The sequence below is a fragment of the Candidatus Obscuribacterales bacterium genome, from assembly GCA_019744775.1.
Classification (GTDB): Bacteria; Cyanobacteriota; Vampirovibrionia; order Obscuribacterales; family Obscuribacteraceae; genus SBAT01.
Genome location: JAIETZ010000006.1, coordinates 38,351 through 60,915, shown reverse-complemented (window position 1 = coordinate 60,915; position 22,565 = coordinate 38,351). Strand labels below are relative to the sequence as shown.

1 protein-coding gene is annotated in these 22,565 nt (G+C 52.5%); it reads right to left on the bottom strand.

What is annotated here, in order from left to right; translation table 11 throughout:
- Positions 1-205: 205 nt before the first annotated feature.
- Positions 206-22,420 (bottom strand): hypothetical protein, encoded by a 22,215-nt coding sequence (locus tag K2Y22_13540; protein ID MBX9879478.1) that lies wholly within the window; start codon positions 22,418-22,420, stop codon positions 206-208.
- Positions 22,421-22,565: the final 145 nt, after the last annotated feature.

Here is a 22,565-nt window from a genome sequence, read left to right as displayed (position 1 = left end):
GACTGAGTAAGTCAGGGTGCTATATAGAAGTGACAGAACTTTCTTTCATAGGTTCTGTGAGAATTATATATTTAACTTGTGAAGTTTTTGTAGAACTGCAAGATGTAATTCGCAACTGGTATTTTGCAATTAAGCTCTTGTGCATTTGAGAGCGTTTACAACTAACCAGTGCTTTTAAGCACGATTAAGTGGGTGCAGAATGAAACTATTTCTGGATAGCACTTTGATATGGACCATGCTTGGCTGTGGACAGCATTAAGCAAGCAGCTGTCTTGAGAATGCAATTAGCGAGCGCGCGATCATCCCGATCGTGGCTTAACACCAACTGATTGACGGTGGCATTGTTTTCCAAAAGCGACACCAGGGAAATTTCGCTGTGCGTTATGCGACAAGAGATGTGGAGGTTGTGTGATTTGATATTACGGCGACCAAGCTTGTCGCTTTGCATAGCTTCTGCAATAGTGTCTTCGTCAGGTGCAATAATTAGTTCTTCACCGACACCCAAACTTACTGTGCCACCGGCAGTCTCAACCTGAACGGACGAAGGACTTTTGTCGTAAATATTGGCGACCTTAAGTACGTTGTTTTCAAAACTAACAACTACGGTTGCTTGAGCGTTGACCCTGACCGTATAGGAACCGGCGGCGATTTGCTGTTTGCCTCTTGTAGTTGCTATGAGAGCTTCACCTGATTTGAGAGTGACCACTGTCGGTTGTTTTATACTGACCCTGGCTCCGTTGGTGCATTTAATAAATGCGTTGTCTGTTTCCAGAGTGTAAAGTCCATTGGCGTGAGTTGCCGGCACGAATCGTTTGTTGCGCACAACAGATGGGCTATAGCTAATTGGTTCGTATGGGTTGTTGTCGTCATTATCATCATCGTTGTCTTGTGTCGGCTTATGCAAAACACCGGACTGAGTAAGTGCCTGTCTTACGTAGTTGTTTATTGTGTCGTCGCCCACGGCTGATTGCACGGTGGATGAAGGACTGGTATCAAATGGAATGACGGTGGTGGCGATACTGTGCGAGTTGAGATTGGTTGAATCGGCAGGTAGAAAGGTATTTAGGTTGGTGAAAGCAAATTGTTTGGAGGAGCTGGTTGTATCCGATGCGACAAACTCAGGAGGATCAGCTGTTATGGTCACGTTGCCGCCAAGAGTAATTGCCGATGCTCCTTGTCCGCCTGTGTTGAAGACCACATTGCGTCCTTTAGCATTTATCGTGTTATTCGGTGCGGCAGCATTAATGCTGTTTGTGCCGAAGTAGACAATGCCGCCTCCTGATTCGTTGACGATGACATTGGCGGGCACCGAGCCGACAGTGGGCATGCTTGGTATTGGTCCAACGACAATATTGACAAAGCCTAAGCCTGGATTGCTGAGTGTAAAGCCGGTCAGGTTGGCACCGCTGGCGATATTAATTGTGCCGCCCGATGTATCGGTATTTTGGATGGTCAAGTTGCCTTCATTGGCATACATGGTGACATTATTGCCGATACTGATAGTGCCTGTGGCGGCAATCAGAGTTATCGAGCCGAGGGAAGTGTTTATTTGTCCGCTGGAGCCCACGGTAATTTGATTTACATTGAATGTTATGTTGTTTTGGGAGTTGATTATCACTCGGGAGCTGATGACGGTTGTTCCTTGGTTGGAAGTAATGGTTGCCGGACCGCCTGTGAAGTTAAGTGTTGCCGTGTCTGTTGGTGTGCCGCCGCTAATGCCGATGGTGACATTTTTGGGAGAAAACACATTTATTGAGCCGCCGCCTGTGGCAAATGTTGAAGAGGTTGTCGCCTGCAGGTTCAAGGTAAATGGATTCGGGTTGGATGAAAATATGTTGAGAGCGGTGCCGGATGTTTTGGAGCCAGTGATTGTGTTATTTCCGGATAATAGAAGTGTTGTTGCCTGCACGTTGCCTTGAGTCGAATTGGCAAAGTTAATGGTTTTGCCGGCTGCCATTGTCATCGAGCCTACGGCTGCACCAATGAGGGCTGTGCCTGCTGCGCCGGCATCTAGAATTAGTGAATTGTTGAGAGTCAGACCGCTATCAAAGCCGATTACTCTTATTGAATTGGCGCCTGAGCCTGATACTTTGATGGTGCCTGTGGATGAGCCGGCGATGGTCATGCCTGCGGTTCCGGAGATGTCGATTAGTCCCCCATTTTTGGTTGACTCAAGAGTACCGTTAATGTTGAAGCTGACACCATTGTTGGCTTGCAGAGTTATATCGTTGTTTGATCTCACAGTGACACTGGGATTTATCGTGACATTGCCACCAACGGATTGAATATAAGTAGGAGAGTTGTTTAGGTTGAGAAAGGTTGTGTTGCCACCGGATGATTTGGCAAAGACAATGCTTTGTCCTTGAAATACGATTTGACCGGAACTGGAAACAATCTGCGCTGAAGTTGCATCAGGAGATGTAATTGTCAGCGTATTTGAGCCTCCTGAGGCAAAGAAGGAAACTGAATTGGTGCCGGATATGACTGCACCGCCATTGAGATTGACGTTTTGCCCGAAAAAAGCCAGAGGACTGCTTGTTGATGACGCCGTGATGCTCGTGTTCATGCTGAGAGTATCGGCAATGAAGGTGACACTACCATCGGTGCCGGCATTGAATGATTGAGAACCGTTTATAGCCAAGGTATGACCTATGCCGCCTGCTTGTACAAGTATGACTGAGCCGCCACCACCTGTGGCGGTAATTCCTTGCGGTGTGCCGGCCAGAGTTGTGTTGGCATCAAGACTGCCTAATGCTATTGTTCCGCCGACAGCAGACGTTGTTATTGTGCCATTGGTGGTCAGCATGCCGCCGTCGACACTGACGGTGATGTTGTTGTTTGAAGAAAGAATTACTCCTGCGGCGATTGTTGTGTTTGCTCCATAGGAGAATGTTTGCACTTCATTGTTGATTTGCAATGTTGCTGAATTGGCACCGGCTGTCTTATTGATCACAAGTGCTTGTGATGCGTATGAGCCGATGAAGGTAACACCGCCGGATACATTCAATGTGACGTTTGTATTGTTGGTCAAAGTGATGCTCGTGGAGAGCTGATCGCCGGTTAGATCTAGGTAGCCACCGGAATTATTAACAGTGGCTGCGCCGTTAAAGGTTATTTGCGGTGCTATCAACTGACCATAAGCGCTGCCGTTGATTGTTTGTGTTGTGCCGCTACCAACAATTACCGAGCCGCCGGATGCTTTCGATTGCAGCTGCACAAAGGTGTTGAAGTCGGCATTATAGGTGAGTGATGCGGACACAGTCAGCGGATTAGCCCCTTGCGCTTGAACCGTAATGTAACTGCTGCCGCCACCGGTTACCGACAGGCTGCCGGTGCCTGCCAGCGTCAAGGATGTTGAACTTTGTATGAGCAAGTTGGCGCTTGCCATGCTGGTTGTCAGTCCACCATTAATGGTGGCACTGTTGCCGCCGTTGACGTTCATGGTTACATTGCTGTCCGTCTGCACAAGCGTGAGAGCATTGATGGTGGTATTGGCATTTGTTGTCATTGTGACACTGCCAAGTCCTTGTGTGTTCAAGTTAAGTGTGCCCAAAGTAGTGGCGCTCTTGTCGAATGTAAGCGTCTGATTAAACGACGGACTGATGCTTATGTTGGCACCCTGAGTGCCTATCGTGGCAGATGAGCCGGATGGTGCTATAAGGATGACCGGCGCGGACAGTGTTCCGTTATTGACGGTAATTCCTGTGCCCGAGGTTTTGAGACTGGCGATTTGCGAGCCGGCTCCCATGGCGAGCTGCGGTGCACTTACTGTCAAAGCGCTGCCGCCGGCAATTGTTTGAGTAGTGCCGGCGCCTACATTTATAGAAGCTCCGGATATCTGTGCTCTCAAGGTGACTGTACCGGAAGAGCCGGCATTGAATGTCCAGTTGCCGTTCATGTTGATGGCGGCGGCACTTGTCGTTTGCACAACTATAGAAGGAATACCACTACCGGTTTGCGTGATTAGCCCGGATCCGGTCAGGGTAAGCGCGCCGGAATTCTGCACACTGGTTATGCCGTTGGCGTTTGACGAGGTTATTAGTCCGTTGTTGTTGATAGTTGGTGATTGCACGGTAACATTGCCGCTGGTGGCACTTATCGTACCTGTGCTTGTGATTACTAAACTTGAGCCACTGCCGGTTGCCGACACGGTCAGTGGACCTGAGGCTGTGGTGATTGTGCCATTGGCTGTGATTATTGCGCCGGTTCCAGTAGCGCTTAAAGTGCCGGATGAGCCGGCCTGGTAATTGAGAATGCCGTTAATGGTTACGTTGCCGGATGAGGTAACGGCGTTGTTGGCGCTGGTGGCTGTGACAAAGGCAGTCACGCCTTCCGGTACGTAGATGTTGGTGAAAGTGTTGGTTGTGCCGCCGGCAGGTGTGATCAGTGGGTAGTTGGCGTCAGACAATGTGAAACTGTTGGCAATTGCGTCTCCGGCGCCATTTGGATTGAGCGTGACAATCTGTGTGCTGGCTGCGGCAACCTGAACGGCTGCTACCCACTGAGCAGGCGTGACATTTTGCGAAGGTGAAATTGAAAGGAAGTCATTGCCGTTGTAGATGACGACAAGATTGCCTTGAAAGCTGCGCACAGGCGAACTGCCGTTTACCGGATTGGCTGCGTTGGTGCCATTTATAGAGAGGATGCCGCCTGATTTTGTGCCTAGAGCAAAGGCAGCGCCCATGCTATTGGCCAGCGGAGTGGTGCCTACGACAAAAGCTTGTCCGGTGAAAGTTACCATGGGCACAGTGCCGGCATTTGCAGACAGATCACCGTTGGAACTGTACTGTGTCAAACTGGATATGACGCCGGGAGAAATGATGGTCATACCTGAGCCGCCATAGGCATTGTAGCCGCCTGCTCCTCCAAATAAGGCTGTGCCGGTGGCAGGAAGCGCTACTGTTTTGCCGAGCAATGTGATGTTGGCATTGATGGCCGTTATCACGTTGGCACTTGATCCGCCGGCAGAAGCGGCCACGTAGCCGCTTATGGAGACAGCCCCGACACCTGCTATTAATATGCTCTCGTCGTCAGCGTTGCCTGCCGGTTGTCCAGGTGTACCGTTGCCACCTGCTCCTGTGCCGCTTAATCCGCCTGAGCTGTCCACGTTGCCCGTGATGGTGACACCGGATGCGTGACTTTCAACAGCTATATTGCCGCCGAGATTTCCATTGCCGCCAATTCCGGCAGTGCCTGAGGCGTTACCGCCTGCACCGCCGAGGGCCGTTACCGTGCCTGAAGTGACTGTGCTTGAGGCACTTACTAAACTTAGCGTGCCGCCTAGCCCGCCTGCTCCGCCTTTACCTGTGGTGGCACTAGTTTCACTGCCGCCTGTGCCGCCATTGGTGCTGGCTGATGTAACTGTCAAGCCGGCTGTGGCTGTTATAGTCACGTCGCCGCCTGCTCCGCCTACGCCGCCTGTTTGTCCGGCAGTAGTTTGACTGCCGCCATTACCGCCGTTGGCTTGAATGGCACCTACCGACAAGGTGCCTGTGCTACTGGTAATAATTACGTCGCCGCCTGCGCCGCCTATGCCACCAGTTGAACCGGTCAGATTCTGCATTGACTGACCGCCTACTCCTCCATTGTTTGTAATTGCGCCTATGGAAGAATTGCCCGCTGCTGAAATTGTGAGGACACCGCCTAAGCCGCCTATGCCGCCACTAGCTGCCGATGATGCGCCGCCGGTGCCGCCATTGAGAGTGATTGCGCCTGTTGTTATTGCTTTACCGTTTATGGTTACGTTGCCGCCTTGGAAGCCTGCCGTGCCGGTGGCGCCGCTTGTTCCATTGGCACCGGTTGTCGTAAGAGCGGCTGTTGTTATGTTGCCGTTGTTTGTGGTGCCTGCTGTAGCGGTTAAATTGATATTGCCTGTGCCACCACCACTTGTAAGTGAAATATTTGGTATGTTGATAATTCCTCCGGCACTGGTTGTGCCGGCAGTTAAGGTAAACGATCCGCCGTTAGCCCCGGAGCTGCTGTTATTGATAGTTACAGGAGTGGAGTTGCTCGGAGCAATGATATTGGTTCCGGCTGTGATTATAAAATTGCCGCCATTGGTGTTAACCGTACCTGATGATACTGTGCCGGAAAGATCAACTGAACCATTGGTCGATGTGAGCGTGACGTTTTTAATTGTGCTGAAAGCATTTACAGTCGTCAGGTTTTGGGATGTAGTTAGGCTGAAAGTATTGCTTGCTGAGTTTTGTACCGTGCCGTTGACGTTGGTGCTTTGCAGATTGACATTGCCGCTACTTGTATTGTTAAGGTAGACGGAGCCTGATGCGGCGTTGGCAGTCAGGTTGCCGGCTGTGGTGACAATCGGTGTGCCTGACGAGCCGATGTCACCTGAAACTGTGGCTCTTAAGACAAGCGTTCCGGCTGAGATAGCAGTCGGTCCGGCAAAGGAAATTGCAGCCACCCCGGCACCGGCATTATTTGTGCTGGCAAGGTAAAAGATACCTGAGCTGCTGACGCCATTTCCTAAAGAGCAGCAATCCTGCAAGGTTACCTTGGCGCTGTCTGTTATGAAGGATGAACCGTTGGGTGCATAGCTGGAAAGAATAGGCGTGTTGACGGCAGTAGGTGAGGCAGCTGTTCCTATATTGCCGTTACTTGATGACAAACCGATTCTATTTGCTGAAATAGTATTGCCGACGGCAGTTAATATATTGCCTGTCGTTATTGTCGCCGTAAAGCAGAATGAACCTGTTGAGGCATTAGCACTGGAATTGTTTAGCGTAATGTCTCCGGAGGCAAGTTGATTGTTTGCAAAAACTGAACCATTGGCAGCATTGAGCGCCAGATTGGACAGACTCACGGCAAGCGGTGTTGCCAATGAGCCGATGCTGTTGGCTGTTGAGGTCAAGCTTACCGTGCCTGTCTGAGAGCTTGTTATTAAGCCGGCACCGGAGGTTGTGATATTGCCGGCAGCATTAATGCCGCCGGATGAACCACCGGAGATGGCGTTGAAACTCAACGTACCGTTAACGGTAATTGGTCCGATAGTGGAACCGTTGGCAGGAATGAGGGTTGTAGTAGTTACGTTGGCTGTAACGCCGGCAGGAATTATTAGTGTTGAGAAATTGCCGCCGTTATCCGTAGCTGTTGGGAAGTTGACTGCGGCAATGTTGAAGCTGCCGCCAATAGCTATAGGCGTGGCACTACCGTCGACAATCAGTGTTTGGGTGCCCAAGTATTGTGTTTGAATAAGTGCTACCAGTTCTGCTGCCGTGATCGAGCTTGAGGCGTTGACTGTATGCGTAACATTATTGTTGTCTTTGTAAATAAAGGCTACTGTGCCGCCTGTGAAGACTTGCGGTGAAGAGTCAAGAATGTTGTGGGCCGCCGGGTGTCCGCCATTGGGTGCCGTGTTGATTGTGATTGTATCGGCTGTGCCGTTGATGCGGCTGGCTATATTGCCCTTACTGCCGCTGGTGCCCAAAGTAAATGTTGCACTCGGGTTATTGGCGCTGAAACCGGTTGCCGTAATCGGATTAGCGATGATGTTGGTGGAACCTAGATTACTAGCTGAGGCGTAGTTTTGCGGTAGATTAGCTCCGGGCGAATTGATGGTTATGCTGGAGCCGCCATAAATGCTGTAATTGGTACCACTTATATTTATGGGTGTGCCGTAAATTGCAACAGCATTGCCGGAAAGATTTATTGCTCCGGCTCCTGCAGTTAGGGCGCTGCGGCTTGTACCACCTGCCTGCGCCAATATATAACCGTTTATACCGACCGGACTAGCCGGACCACCTAAGCCGAGACCGGCATAGTTGGTGTTGGCACTGACAGTAATTGCTCCAGGTTGTCCAACTGTTGGTCCTGTGCCACCGGAGGAAGTGAGATTGCCTGTTATGGCAATAGAGCCTAGATTGGTGGTTGTAATCGACTGGGCACCGCCGGTGCCACCATTGCCTTGAGTTGTTCCCGTGCCGCCATTAGCTCCTGTTGTGGTGATATTTCCCGTTGTGCTTACTGCTCCGGATGCGCTGGTCACGGTAAGCGAGCCGCCGTTGCCACCCTTGCCGCCTATACCGACAGAACCACTTGAGCCGTTACCGCCGACGCTGCCGCTTGCCGAAAGTGCCCCTAAAGTAATTGTGCCGCTGTTTGTTGAATTGATGGTAACGGACCCTGCATTGCCGCCTAATCCACCGGTGCCTCCTGAGGCATTGGTGTTGTTGCCGCCTGTGCCGCCATTGCTGGTAATTGCCGATAGCGTTATCGAGCCGGGAGTGCTTATGCTTATCGTGCCGCCTGCTCCACCCTGACCGCCTGTGCCGCCTGCACTGCTGGCTGTGCCACCATTGCTGCCGGTTGCTACTAAGGAAAGATTGGGAAGATTTATGGTGCCTGTACCGGACCCTGTTCCGGCGGTAAGTGTAATTGCACCGCCAATGGTGCCGTTGCCACCTGTCGATGTGCCGTTGGATCCATTGGTGCCTGTGGTGTTGAGCGTAGTTGGAGTTATATCTCCCGGGGCAAGGATATCTGTGCCTGCGCTTACCGTAAATGAACCACCATTGGTTGAGATAGTGCCGGATGATAAGGTGCCTGTCAAATCTACAGCGGCGTTAGTTGAAGTAAGTGCGACGCTTCTTATAGAGCTGAAGGCATTGACCGTAGTCAGGCTTTGGGATGTCGTAAGACTGAAAACGACGCTGGCGGAATTTTGAATTACGCCGTTGACGTTGGTGTTTTGCAGGTTTACGTTGGCCGAACTTGTATCGTTAATGTAGACGGATCCGGCTACGGCGTTTGCTGTTATATTGCCGGCGGTAGTGACAATTGGTGTGCCGGCAGAGCCTATGTCACCGGAGACGCTGGCGCGCAAGACAAGAGATCCTGCAGAAATTGCCGTTGGTCCGGAGAAGGCAATTGCCGTGGTGCCGGCACCGGCATTGTTTGTGTCAATCAGATAAAAGATGCCGGAAGCTGAGACACCATTGGCGATTGAGCAGCAGTCCTGCAATGTGACCCTGGCGCTGTCTGTTATATAGGATGAGCCGTTTGGTGCCGAAGCCGAAAGCACGGGAGTGTTGAGGGAAACAAGGGATGTGGCGGTGCCGATATTGCCGTTAGCTGTTGAAAGACCAACCTTGGAGGCCGAAATTGTCGTTGATGAGGCCGAGAGTATATTGCCTGAAGTGGTGGTGGCATTAAAGCAGAATGAACCCGTTGAGCTGTTTGCACTGGAATTGCCTATTGTAATGTCACCGGCTGCCAGTTGGTTATTGGCAAAAACCGAACCATTGGCGGCATTCAGTGTGAGATTGGAAAGGTTTATAGCAAGTGGTGTTGCCAATGAACCGATGCTGTTGGCAGTTGAGGTTAGGCTAACCGTGCCCGTCTGAGAACTTGTTATTATGCCTGTGCCGGCGGTCGTAATATTGCCGGCGGCATTGATGCCGCCTGATGAGCCGCCGGATATGGCATTAAAGCTCAATGTGCCGCTTACGGTTATTGGCCCTACTGTAGAACCGTTGGCTGGAATGATGGTAGTGGTGACAACATTTGCTGTAACTGATGCCGGTATGACAAGAGTGGAGAAGTTGCCGCCATTATCGGTGGCTGTCGGGAAATTTACTGCGGCAATATTGAAGCTGCCGCCTGTGGCTATAGGTGTACTCGTGGTATCAACTATCAGTGTCTGGCTGCTTGAGTACTGAGTTTGAATGAGCGCGATAAGTTCCGCAGCTGTGATCGAGCTTGATTGCGTGACGCTGTGTACGACATTGGCGCTGTCCTTGTAAGTAAAAACAGCTGAGCCGCCCGTAAAGACTTGCGGTGATGAATCAAGAATGTTGCGCGCGGCAGGGTGACCGGCATTTGGTGAAGTGTTGATTGTAATTGTATCGTTGGTGCCGTTTATGCGGCTGGCAATATTGCCTGTGCTGCCGCTTGTGCCCAGCGTAAATGTAGCACCGGGATCATAGGCATCAAAACCTACTGCCGTAATGGGATTGGTAATAATGTTTGTCGAGCTTAGATTGCTTGCGGAGGAATAATTCTGAGGCAGTTTGGCTCCCGGGGAAGTGATGTTCACGAGGCGCCCGCCATAGATGCTGTAATTGGTGCCGCTGACATTTAGCGTTGTCCCGTAAATGGCCACATCATTGCCGGACAAGGTGATTATTCCGGCAGTTCCGTTTATAGCACTGCGGCTGGTACCGCCAGCTTGGGCAACTATATAACCGTTAATTCCTACCGGGCTTGATGGACCGGCAAAGCCTTGACCGGCAAAGTTGCTGTTGGCGCTAACTGTAATAGCTCCAGGTTGACCAACAGTTGATCCTGTGCCGCCGGAGGATGTCAGATTGCCGACGATGGCAATAGAGCCGAAATTCGTGGTGGTTATAGACTGATTACCGCCTGTGCCACCAATGCCTTGGGTTGCTCCCGGTCCGCCATTGGCTCCGGCAGTAGAGAGATTTCCGGTAATGCCGACTGTGCCTGAATTGCTGGTAACTGTCAGCGTGCCACCATTGCCGCCTCTGCCGCCGGTGCCGTTGCTGCCGCTGGAAGATCCGTTACCACCTAAGGCGCCGGCAACCGAAAGGGCGCCTAAAGTTACTGCTCCTGATACTGTCGAGTTGACGGTGGTAGAGCCGCCATTGCCGCCACGGCCCCCTGTGCCGCCTGATGTGCTTGTGTTGTTGCCGCCCAATCCACCATTGTTGTTGATGGCCGCTAGCGTGATTGCTCCTGTGGCACTGACGCTTACGGTGCCGCCGTTGCCGCCCAGTCCGCCGGTGTTGCCCGAGGAACTGGCAGTGCCGCCTTGTCCGCCGTTGCTTGTTAAGGTGAGATTGGGCAAGTCGATGAAGCCGGAATTAGATATGGTGCCGGCGGTCAATGTTATATTGCCGCCAATTGTTCCTGCACCACCGGAGGTGCCGTTTGTGCCGGCGGCACCTGTCGTATTGAGCGTGGTTGGTGATACGTCGCCGGGAGCAACGATATTTGTTCCGGCGCTGACGGTGAAGTTGCCACCGCTGTTACTGATGGTCCCGGTCGATAAGATGCCTGTTAAGTCGACAACACCGTTTGTTGAGACAAGGGATACATTTCTAATTGTGCCGAAGCTGTCCACCGTTGTTAGATTCTGTGCCGCAGTCACACTGTAAGTTACGGCAGCAGCATTTTGTGTGCCGCCGACAGCGGCGTTTTGTAAATTGACCGTGCTTGAGCTTGTATTGTTGATGAATACCGATCCACCTGTTGCATTGGCGGTCAAGTTTGTAGCTGTAGTCGAAAACGGCGTGCCTGCCGAACCAACGCTTCCTGTACCGGTGGCTCGGACAACTAATGAACCTCCGGCTACTGCGGTGCCGCCGACACCTGTGCCATCAACTATATTGCCGCTGCTGTTCGATGTAACATTGACCGTGCCGCCGGCAGCTGTGGAGACTGTGCCGTTGAATGTAATATTGGCCGTGCTGGCACCAGGCGTGGCGATATTTATTGTGGATGCTCCGGATTGGCTTATGCCGCCTGTGCCTATTGTCACACCTGCGCCTGTTAAGTTAATTACGCCTGTCGATGTAAGTATTGAGCCGGCTCCGGTGTTGAGTGCGCCGGCGGTTGTAATTGTCAGGCTTTCACCCTGCATGTTAATGCTGTTGCCTGAGCCGTTGTATGTGCCGCCTGCTCCACCGTTAAGGAGATTGAGATCGTAGAGTCCGGCAGTAACACCGGGGGTTCCGGATGCAGGCATTGTTAAATTGCCGGCAAGTGTTATGCCGCCTGTTCCTGAGGCGGACCCTATAGTCACGGCACTTGCCGTTATGGAATTCAAGTTGCTTGCAGTGGCGTTAAAACTGCCACCGACAGCTGTTGCTCCTCCAACACGAATAGCTTGAGAGTTAGTGCAGGGAATGAGAGACACAGTACTTGTGCCTGCGTTCACCGAGCCGGACAGTACTATGTCTGTTGCTGTGATGGAGATGGCTGCATTGCTTGTGGATAAGGTTTGTCCGGCAGCAATTGTAAATGTGGATGCGCAACAGGACACTGTTGCTCCGTTTGTTCCTACTGCATCGGCATTGAGAGTAATTGCTCCACTGCCTGATGTCGTTTGCATATTAAGTGTGTTGCCGGATAGGGCATACGATGTGGTGAGGTTGCCGTTGGCGCTCAATTGCAAAAGACCGGTGTTGGCGGTCACCGTGCCGCTGTTTGTTAAATGTGCGTTTGCTCCAGTCGTGGCAATTTGCAAACTATTGCCCACAAGAGACGTGCCTATAGAGATAGCTCCGGCATTGGAGACGTAGGCACTGCCGGAGCCGCCGGCAGTAGTATTGACGGTCAGGGTGTTAGTGGCTGTAGTTAAAATTGGTGTTGATGGGCTGTTGCTTGTGCCGAATATGTTGCCTGTGTCTGATGATAAATTGACCAGCGAGCCAAACACGCGTCCGGCCGATTGCGAAATGGTGCCTGAACCGCTAACTTGTAAGTTGGTGGTGGCGCCGACTGTGCCGATATTGGCACCAAGAGCTATGGAACCGTTGCCTGTCGTTGCCAGACTGAGAGTGCCGGTTGAAGCTACAGGCATTGCCGCGTTTATCGTCATATTGCCATTGGCGGTCAATGATAAATTGCCGTCGCTGGATAAAACGCCGGTGCTGTTCATTAAGACAACCGGTCCGGCTTGGTTGGAGTTGACGGTTATTACAGCATTGGATGCACCGGAATTTAGGAACTGATTGGTGCCGGAAATAATTACTTGCGTTGTGTGGCTGGCGGCTGTGATATTTATGGTGATTGGATTTAAGGCGGTAAATCCTTGTTGAGTAAGCGTTACACTGGCAGGGATGTTTTGTGCTGTGAGCGAAGAAGCCAGGTTGGAGGGGGTGATTATCGCGTTACCGCCTGTGGCAACACCACCACCATTTACAGTGAGAGTGCCACCAGCTCTAAAGGTTGTTTGCAAATTGATAATCTGACTGGTCACTGCCGGATCGGTAAGATCCAGACTGGTGAGAAGTTGTGAGCCTGTAGTTGAGTTGACGGTGACGCTGCCGCCAAGGTTAATAGCTGAGGCGGGGCGGCTGCCGGTGTTGAAGATGACAATGCCGCCATTGGCGTTGACGTTATTCGTCGGCGCTGTATCGGAAATACTATTTGTGCCGAAGTAAATTAAGCCTAGATTGGTGGCAGTGGCTACTGTGTTGGCCGGAGCCGTGCCGGCCACAGGAACAGCCGGTGGTGGACCGATAACCACATAGACGCTGCCGAGGAAAGTGCTTGCTGTCGATGCGGACAATGTAGCATTGGCAGCTACGGCAATGGTACCACTTGAAGTATTGTCGTTTTCGATAGTCAAATTGCCTTCTGTGGCATTAAGCGTTGCCGCCTGCCCTATCGTTACTGTCCCTGTTGTGGTGCTGGTGTTTTGAAGCTTTATGTTTCCGTTGTTGCTTGCTACTGTGCTACCAGGCAAAATTTGCATATTGCCCACACCTGTAATAGTGACTGCGCCATTGGCGGCACTGACATTGGACACTGATGATATGCCTGATGAGGAGATGGTGGCAGAGGTGGCTGCGCTGACCAATCCGTAGAAGGTGACAGTGCCGCCTGTTACTGATACCTGTCCAGTGCCGCCGGATGTGATTGAACCGGTGGCGGACATAAAGACGGCGGCGCCGCCTATGTTATTAGTGAGCGTAGCGTTGCCTGTTGTGGTGGCAATTGTGCCCAAAATGAGGGCCGCTCCCGATGTTTGCGGGTTAATCGTCACCGATGTGCCGCCGGCATTTACCGTGCCGTTCAAGTAGCCGGCGCCGGATACACTGTTAACAGCTTGCCCGGATGCCGGTGTGAAGTTGATTTGGCCGGGTGCGCCAAGGGCGGAATTTGCCGATATGTTGCCTGTTAAGGTGACGTTCAAAGCGCTGGCATTGGTATTGGTAATGCTGACGCTGCCGGCTCTACCGGTGCCGGCAGTGCTCGCGGATATGTTGCCGCTGATGCCGCTTGCTGTGATAGTTCCGCCAATAACAAACGGGCTTGCCGAGTTGTAAGTAATGCTGACATTGCCGGCTATTCCATTGCCGGTGGCATCAGCAATAATGCTGCCGTTAGTCACCTGCAAGTTGGCGGGGGCACCAGTGCCGGCAGCTAGTGTGAGGCTGGCACCGTTGCCGTTGACTGAATCGGGGCCGGCTGCGTTGATATTGCTTAAGTTGATATTGAGGGCGTTGGCTGCTGATAAGGTAATTTGGCCATTGGCAATTGCCGTGCCGGAACTATCAGTGCCGACCGCACCACCAAAGGCAGATATTTGAAGATTCTGGCTGGCAGAACCAATTGTCAGCGCACCTAAACTTGTGCTGTTTGTGGTTGTCACTGAAACAGTGCCGCCGGCTCCTGCCCCAGTGGCGTTTGCCGCCAAAAGAAGCGGCGCTCCTGAGCCGACTGAAACTTGACCTACATTAATGATGATTTTGCCGGCGTTGAAATCGCCTGTTCCTATGGCATTTACGGAAAACGTTCCATTGGGTAGTGACAATACTGCCGTTGATTGTGTTGCTGTAAATTGCAGGGTGCCGCCGGCGCCGCCCTGTCCTGATGGATTGACTGAAATATTTGCTATTGACGGCAGGGTTATGCCGCCTGAGCCGTTGTTTCTAATAGCAATTGCGCCACCGTTAACTCCTGACGGCGAAACACCATTGCCGCCATTTGCTGTTATGGCTGCGTTTGATCCGTTGGTTCCGGAGGCGCCTGTTCCTCCGCCGATATTGAAAGCAGATGAGCTGTTAGAGGTAATATTTATTTGTCCGCCGGCTCCTATGCCTGATCCGGCAGCACTCAAGGCACCAGTGATGGCAACATTAGCTCCCGTCAGGTTGAAAGTGCCGCCGGCGCCGTTGGTGCCTAAAGGTCTGGCGCTCAAGCTGGCGGAGGCAACAGTCAAGTTGCCGGTGGAAATAATCGTCAAACTTCCGGCATCGCCGGAGTCTGAAAGGTTGGTGCCACCATTGGCCGACATGTTGACATTGCTTGCGCCTACGGTCACAGCTGTACTGCCGGTGTTTAAACTTATGGCGCCACCATTGCCGGTGCCCGAACCATTTCCTTGTAGCGTGAGCAATGTGCCTCCGCTTACTGTCAGACTTGTCCCTGCAAAGTTGAGTTGACCACCAACATTATTGCCGACGGAATTTACCGCGTAAGTGCCTGTCGGTAGGCTCAGGGCTCCATTGGCGGTGAGTGTTATTGACCCGCCTCTTCCTCCTCCTGATGAGGCAGTTGCCGTGAGGTTGCCGACAGCACCGACTGTAATTCCTCCGCCATTGTTAATGATGCTTATGCTGCCGGCGTTGCCTGATGTGCTGCCGGCACTGACATTGATGCCGCCTGCTATGCCATTGGTGCCGGCGGTGCCCACGTTGAATGCTGTTGAACTATTGGTGGTGATTGAAACTGTGCCGCCTGCACCGAAGCCCATTCCCTGGGTGACTGTGGTGAAGCCGCTGGTGTTAACAACGACATTGGTGGCATTGAGAGTAATAGAGCCACCATTGCCATTGACCGCAGGCGCCACATTTAAATTGCTGTTGGGGGTGGTTATTGTGATGTTGCCTCCGGCCTTTAAGTTGACGGAACCACCATTGCCACCATTTGTGCCGCTCACGGCAGAAATGATAATGTTGCCCACGGCGGCGGTGCTATTGATAGTCAGTCCCCCGCTTGCAGCAGTTACCGAAACCGCTCCGCCATTACCGAAGTTAATACCCCTAGCCTGTATGGTGACCGGATTTGCCGAGGAAGTGGTGACAGTTGATCCATTGATTACGTAGTTGCCTCCGGCGAAATCCCCACTTGCTGAAACGGCATTTACATTTATTGTGGCATTGCCGGGCAATGTAATTGCACCATTGGCCACTCCGCCGACTCCGTTTGATGTGTCGAGCACAATTGTGCCGCCTTTGCCGCTGACAGGAGTCACCGTGAGACTGTTGCCGGCACTTATACTGATACCACCTGTGCTTATGTTTCTTATAGTAATTGAACCGCCTGCCCCCGAGCCGGCACCGCCTGCGGCAGTAATTGCAGGAGCGGCAAGATCAAAGCCGTTAATGGTGGCGCCTGCGGCAACGTTGAATACGGTATTGCTGTTCGATACTAACGTGATGCTGCCGCCGTAGCCGATTGCTCCGGCACTCTGGGATGCGTTGACCGATAGAGAAGAACCGGAAATAAATAAATTTTGACCGGCAGCCACTAGTGAAATATTGGCGCCATTGCCGTTTCGTCCCAGGGGACCGGCCAACAAGCTTGACGAGGGTGTGTTGACTATTAAATTCTGAGAGGCGGTTATGGCGATTGTTCCGCCGTTGCCCATTGATGAGCCGGCCGAGCCTCCCTGGGCGGAAACAACAATGCTGCCCACGCCTATTGTGACGGTGGATGCCAGGTTTGTTGTCGTGGTTATGGAGACGTTGCCGCCATTGCCGGAGGCGACAGCATCGGCATTGAGAGTGAGTGTTCCGGAGAAAGACAAAGTATTGCCTTGGAGAGTGAGTTTGCCGCCGTCGAAATTACCGCTGCCCACTCCTGGTGAGGGCGAGGTTCCGGCAGTGGCGCTCATGTTCCATGTGCCTGAAGGAAGTGTCAACAGCGAATTAATGGCCTTCAAAGTGATGCTTCCTGTTGTGCCGCCGCCGCTGGCGCCTGCAACGGAGAGGTTGTTGAAAGCATTAAGTGTAATCCCGCCCGAACCGTTATTTGTAATGGCAATTGACCCGCCACTGCTGCCATAAGTTGAGCCGGCATTGGCCGTGATATTGCCGTTGACACCATTGGTGGTGCTCGAGCCTATTGTAAATGTGGTGACGCTTGAGGTATTTATGCTGACGCTGCCGCCTGAGCCTGCGCCTATGCCGTTGACCGACAAAGTAGAGCTTATAGCAAGATTGCGCCCGGCTGAAAGTGTTAATAGTGCACCATTGCCGTAAGATCCCTGCGGTCCGATATTTAAATTGCCGCCGCTGGGGTCAATGGACAGATCCCAGCCGGAAACTAAGGAAACTGTTCCGCCGTTGCCGCCGCCTGCGCCACTGACTGCCGAAATTGTCAGATTGCCGCTGGCGCTACCGATGGCAAAGCCGGTGAAAGTGCTGGTGCTTGCGATGGAGATACTGCCACCGTTGCCTGTGCCTGTGCCATTTGCACTCAATGCCAGTGTGCCACCACTTATGCTGAGAATAGTGCTTGATAGCGTCAGCTGTCCGCCGTTGCCGGATGTTGCGCCGGCTGCAGCTGTTATGGTGCCGGAAGCGATGCTTGTGCTGCCTCCAGTTAGAGAAATTAAGCCACCCGCGCCAGTGCCGGCACCGTTTGCCGAGAGCGCTGTGTTGGACATTGTCAGGCTGCCGGTCCCGGAAGTGATGAGAATTTGTCCGCCATTACCATTGCTTGTGCTTCCGGCATTGGCGGCTATGGTGGCGTTACCGATAGTCAGAGTGCCGTTATGAGCTGATGTTAGAGTCAGTTGTCCTGCTAAGCCTGTTCCAGCACCACTCAGTCCGAGAAGCGAACCGGTGAGCGTCAATATGTTGGTGTCTGTTGTGCCGGCTGAAAGTGCAAGCACTGCGCCATTACCATTTGTGCCTTGCGGACCGAGGCTTAGAGAGGCGGCATTAATCGTCAGACCTTGTCCTGATGATATCGTCACTTGACCGCCGTTGCCGCCACTTGCACCACTCACGGCAGAAATGGAGATATTGCCGGCTGAGCTGCCCACACTCACCGCGGCATTGGTGGTGCTGATTGTTATGATGCCACCGTTGCCCGACGAGTTGCCGTTAGCATTAATTGCCAGTGCTGCTGAGGCGGGATAACTGAATGATGAAGTTTCAAGGCTCAGCTGACCACCGGAACCACTTGTGCCACCATTGACGGATAGGCTGGATAAGGCGCTTAGGTCAATGATATTGCCCGAGCTGATGCTTATTTTCCCGCCGTTTCCGGAGCCCAGCCCATTGGCGGAGAAGGAAGTCGTGCCGGTTATTCTTACTGTTCCGGCGCCGGCTGAATCAGCGCGGAAAGTTATATCGGCACCCTTGCCGGTTCCAGCTTGGGGACCGACAACAAAGTTGGTGCCCGAGGGATCAATTGTCAAATTGCGTCCGGCGGAAAGGAAAATAATGCCTCCGTCTCCACCTGTGAGACCGCCCCTGGCTGAAAGTGCGATATTGCCGGAGCTTGATCCGACAGTAATGTCGGAAGTGGGATTGCCAGTCACCACGGAAATGCTGCCGCCGTTGGCCGTGCCGGTGCCGGCGTTGGCATTAAGTGTTAAGACACCACTTGAGCTGTAGGATATTGCTGAACTCTGTAGAAATATGCTGCCGCCTTTGAAATTGCTTCCTGATGCGTTAGCTGACAAATTACCTGCGCTGGGAAGAGTGAGAGTTCCGAATGGCACGTAAAGTGTCAGGTTGCCGCCATCGCCTGATGTGGATGAATTGACCGATACGTTGGCTAATGAGCTTAATGAAATGCCTCCGGCAGTGCCTAAATTATTTATGGATATCGTGCCACCATTGCCCGTGCCTACGGCATTTGCTGTTATTGCCGCAGTTGTGCCGGTGCCGCCACCGCCGACGTTGAACACATTGGTGGTGTTCATTGTCAGAGTGATCGTGCCGCCTGAACCGGAGGTTACACCATTGGCGGAAAGTCCGCCTGTTACGGCAATAAATCCGGAACCGGTTACTCCGGCAGTTAAAACGATGTTTGGTCCTCGTCCAGAGCTTTGTGTAGTGGAGAGGCTGGCCGAAGTAATCGTTAAATTGCCCGCTGTCAAAACTGAAATATTTGTTGGTGTAGTGGAGTTGGTACCACCTGTGGCCGAGATGGCGAAGGCGCCGCTGCCTGAACCGATTGTCAGAGGTGCTGCTTGTCCGGTGGTGGTCAAGCTGACCGTGCCGCCGGTGATTGCTGAGGCGCCGGAGTTGACCGAAAGAGTGTAGTTATTTGTCAGCGAAAAGCTGCCGGCTGACATGGATATGAGCCCACCACCACCGGTAGTGCCTATCCCGTTGAAACCGGTTGCTCCTCCCAGCGTGCCACTGGCCGGCGTAATTGTAATCGCTCCAAATGGCGCAAAAAGAGATAGCGAACCGCCCTTGCCGGTTGTTGCTGCTGTTGCTGAAACACTTGTCAGGCTTGAAACGGTAATGCCGCCTTGCAGATTAGTGATGGATATTGAGCCACCTGATCCGGTGCCGGCGGCGTTAGCCGTAATTCCGCCTGTCACGCCGTTGCCTCCGGAATTGGAGTTGGTGTTGAAAGCAGTTGTGCTATTGGTGATGATAGTAATAGAGCCACCGGAGCCTGTGCCTCCGGCATTGGCACTCAAAGCCGCCGACACTGAAAGATTGCCTGAGGCTGCTGTTCCTGCGATGAGGGTTAAGCTGCCACCGGTGCCACTGGTTGGCGCCACCGTCAAATTGCTTGCCGGAGCGGTAATGGTCAAATTTTGCCCCGCTGACAGTCTGATGTTCCCTCCTATGACCGATGCGCCGCTGCCGCCATTGGCTGTGATATCAAACTGCCCACTGGATGAGCCTACGGCAATTGAACCCGTGGAGCCCAAAGTGGTTATGGAAACACTGCCTCCGGAGCCGCTGGAACCACCGTTTACATTGAGTATGTAATTATTGGTTAGGCTCAATGTAGTGGAGACCATGGTAATCGAGCCACCTTTTCCTGAACCTGCCCCTTGTAGGGTTGTGCCGCCTAGAGTGCCGGAAGCCGGCGTTATGTTGATGGGACCAGTTGGCGCTAATAAGCTGACTTCGCCGCCCAATCCCGAGCCTGCTTGTTGCACGTCAAATACACTGAGATCGGAAACAGTGATACCACCACTGCCCAAATTTTGAATTGTTATCTTGCCGCCTGCTCCGGATGTGGCAGCATGGGCATGAATGATGCCGCTAAATCCGTTGCCACCGGCATTGGAACCCATGTCGAAGGCTATGGAGCTATTAGTTATAAGAGTAATATTCCCGCCTGAACCTGTGCCAACGGCATTTGAATCGGTAAATGAGCCGTTGTAGCTGATGACACCATTGCCGGCAGCTCCTGATTGCAAGTAGTACGATCCGCCGGAGCCTGAGCCGACAGGATTATTAGAAGCGCCGGAATCAGTAAAGTTAAGTGCGCCGCCGGCAATAAGAGTGACGGAGCCGCCGTCACCGGATGTTGCCCCGCCGACTGCCCAGAGATTTAGAGCGCCTGCGGCCGTTTGATTAACCGTAAGTGTGGATGCCGCTCCGGAAGCTGTGACAGAGATCGTTCCGCCTTTGCCGTTCACGTTGGCTGCCGCGTTCATGTTGAGAGGTCCGGCACCGGTGATGGTTACGGTTGATGCGTTCAACGTTAGTGTGCCGCCGGCGCCCCCGGTTGCTCCTGCTGATGCGTTGGCATTCAGGTTGCCTGTAGGTATGGTCACGGTGCCCCCAGGTGATGACAGGCTTATGGTGCCTCCATTTCCTGATGTGCTGCCGGCTAAGACGGAAAGATTCGTCGGCGCAGTTAATGTGATACCACCTGTGCCGTTGTTGGTTAGGAAAATCTTGCCGCCTTGTCCTGCTGTGCCTGTCGCATTGGCTACGATTAGTCCGTTTACGTTATTTGGACCAGTTGAGCTGTTGATAAGAAGTGTTCTTGGACTGTTGACCGTTATGTTTGTCGTGCCGCCGCCGCTTGAGCCGTTATTGATAATGGCGTTACTGCCTGCTCCGGCTGTGCCTATAGAGGCGTTGTATCCGGAGACAATATCAATTGTGCTGCCGCCGGCTGTCAAATTGCCTGTGGAGATGGAAGCTGTTTGCGCAATTACGGCATTGAAAGTGTCGCGCGTGGCATCAAATGAGCCGCCTGTTACTGCCCCTGAACCGTTTATGGTGACGCAGGGAGAGCATGAGCCGCCGCCGTTTATAGTCGGTGTCGATGTGTAAATGCTGATGTTGCCTGTTGAGGCAGCTCCCCCGCTCGCATTAACTGCTCCCGTAGTGACGGCAGTTGTCCCGGCTGCTCCGGCAACTATGAGGACATTGCCGTTTGTCCCTGTGCCGTTGCCGCCCGATGTAATTGCCACTCCGGTTGGTAGAGTTATTGTGCCGGAACCGGCTCCTGAATTTGAACTCAGTCCGGTGTAAGCAATCAGTGTGACATTGCCGCCTGACCCACCGCCTCCGGTGCTTGCCGCTGTCAGTGATGTTATTGGGGTGGAGGAAAGATTGATGAAGCCCCCGGAAGATGAGGCTCCTAAAATTGTTAGGTTGTTTGAGGCATCAGCAGTAAAGTTGGCGCCGGCCACCATTAAAATATTGCCGCCGGCTCCGGAGTTGTTAGCAGTGCTTATGGCTCCAGCTCCTGCTGCCGAGACAATATTGCCGTAAGCTACTATCGATAAAGGTTGTCCGGCAAAACTTTGTGTCCCTGAAATAGTGACGTCTCCGGCTAAGTTAAAAATGGAGGGATCACCTGTGATTATCATCGAGCCAAGCCGCAGATTTTCAGTGGCGGCAGTTACATGTGCCTCGCCGGCGCTTATGTTGACGAGAGCACTTATGTCTTTGGCGTAAATGTTGGCAATGCCGTTGCCGGAAAATATGTTTAGTTCTTTGGATAAGAAGTCGCCGCCGGTTAATGACGTGTTGTACTTGCCGGCGAAATTAATGTCTCGCAGATTTATGCTGCCGTTATAGGCTTGTAACTGACCGGCGATATTGTTCAAGGTTAAATGTTGTGCCAATTGCGAGGCAATGTTGATGTTTCCCTGCATTGCCGCTATGACTCCCGAATTGACGATATTGCTCGCCATTAGGTTGACATTATTAACTGCTGAAAGTAGCGCCGCCATGTTTGCCTGTGTCGCTGCATTGGTTATCGTGCCTCCGGCAGCAAGCGACAAACTTCCGGCGCTGGCTATGGTGCCGGCGTTGACGATGTTGTTGATGGCCGTCAGGTTAAGACTGAAATTGCTGACCAGCGAAGAAACGTCCATTGAAAGTCCGGGAATTCCGCCTGTTGGTAATACGGATGTAATTAGTCCGCCGGCATTGTTGTAGATGTTGTTGGCATTAAACGAGCCGACGGTGACATTGGGATTTGTCGAGTAAGCGTAGATGGAGCCGTTATTGGTTAGATTGCCGGATAAATTGAGTCCGCCGGCTAAATTGCCGAAATCTATTGCTACTGTTTGCTGTGGATTAACGACAAGACTCGTTAGCTGTTGCACAGCGCTTTGGTCCAAAACTGTGGGTGTGCTGCTGGTAGTTGGTTGAGCCGGTTGCGTCGATGGGGTTTCTTGCGCAAAGGCTGCAAACGGCAAAATCAGCGACAGGGCAAGTGTTGCTGACAATAACTTGGCGAGTGGGGAGAACGTGAGCATCAAGGGATTCCAACAGGGGTATTGAAGGTGCTACGCCGATAAGACAAGGCATCCAACTAGCGTTGGACTTGCTCATTGCACTCGTCGCGAACGCCCCATTGGGAAACCACTGCCACTACCGCTCCACTATATCTATTATGAACTT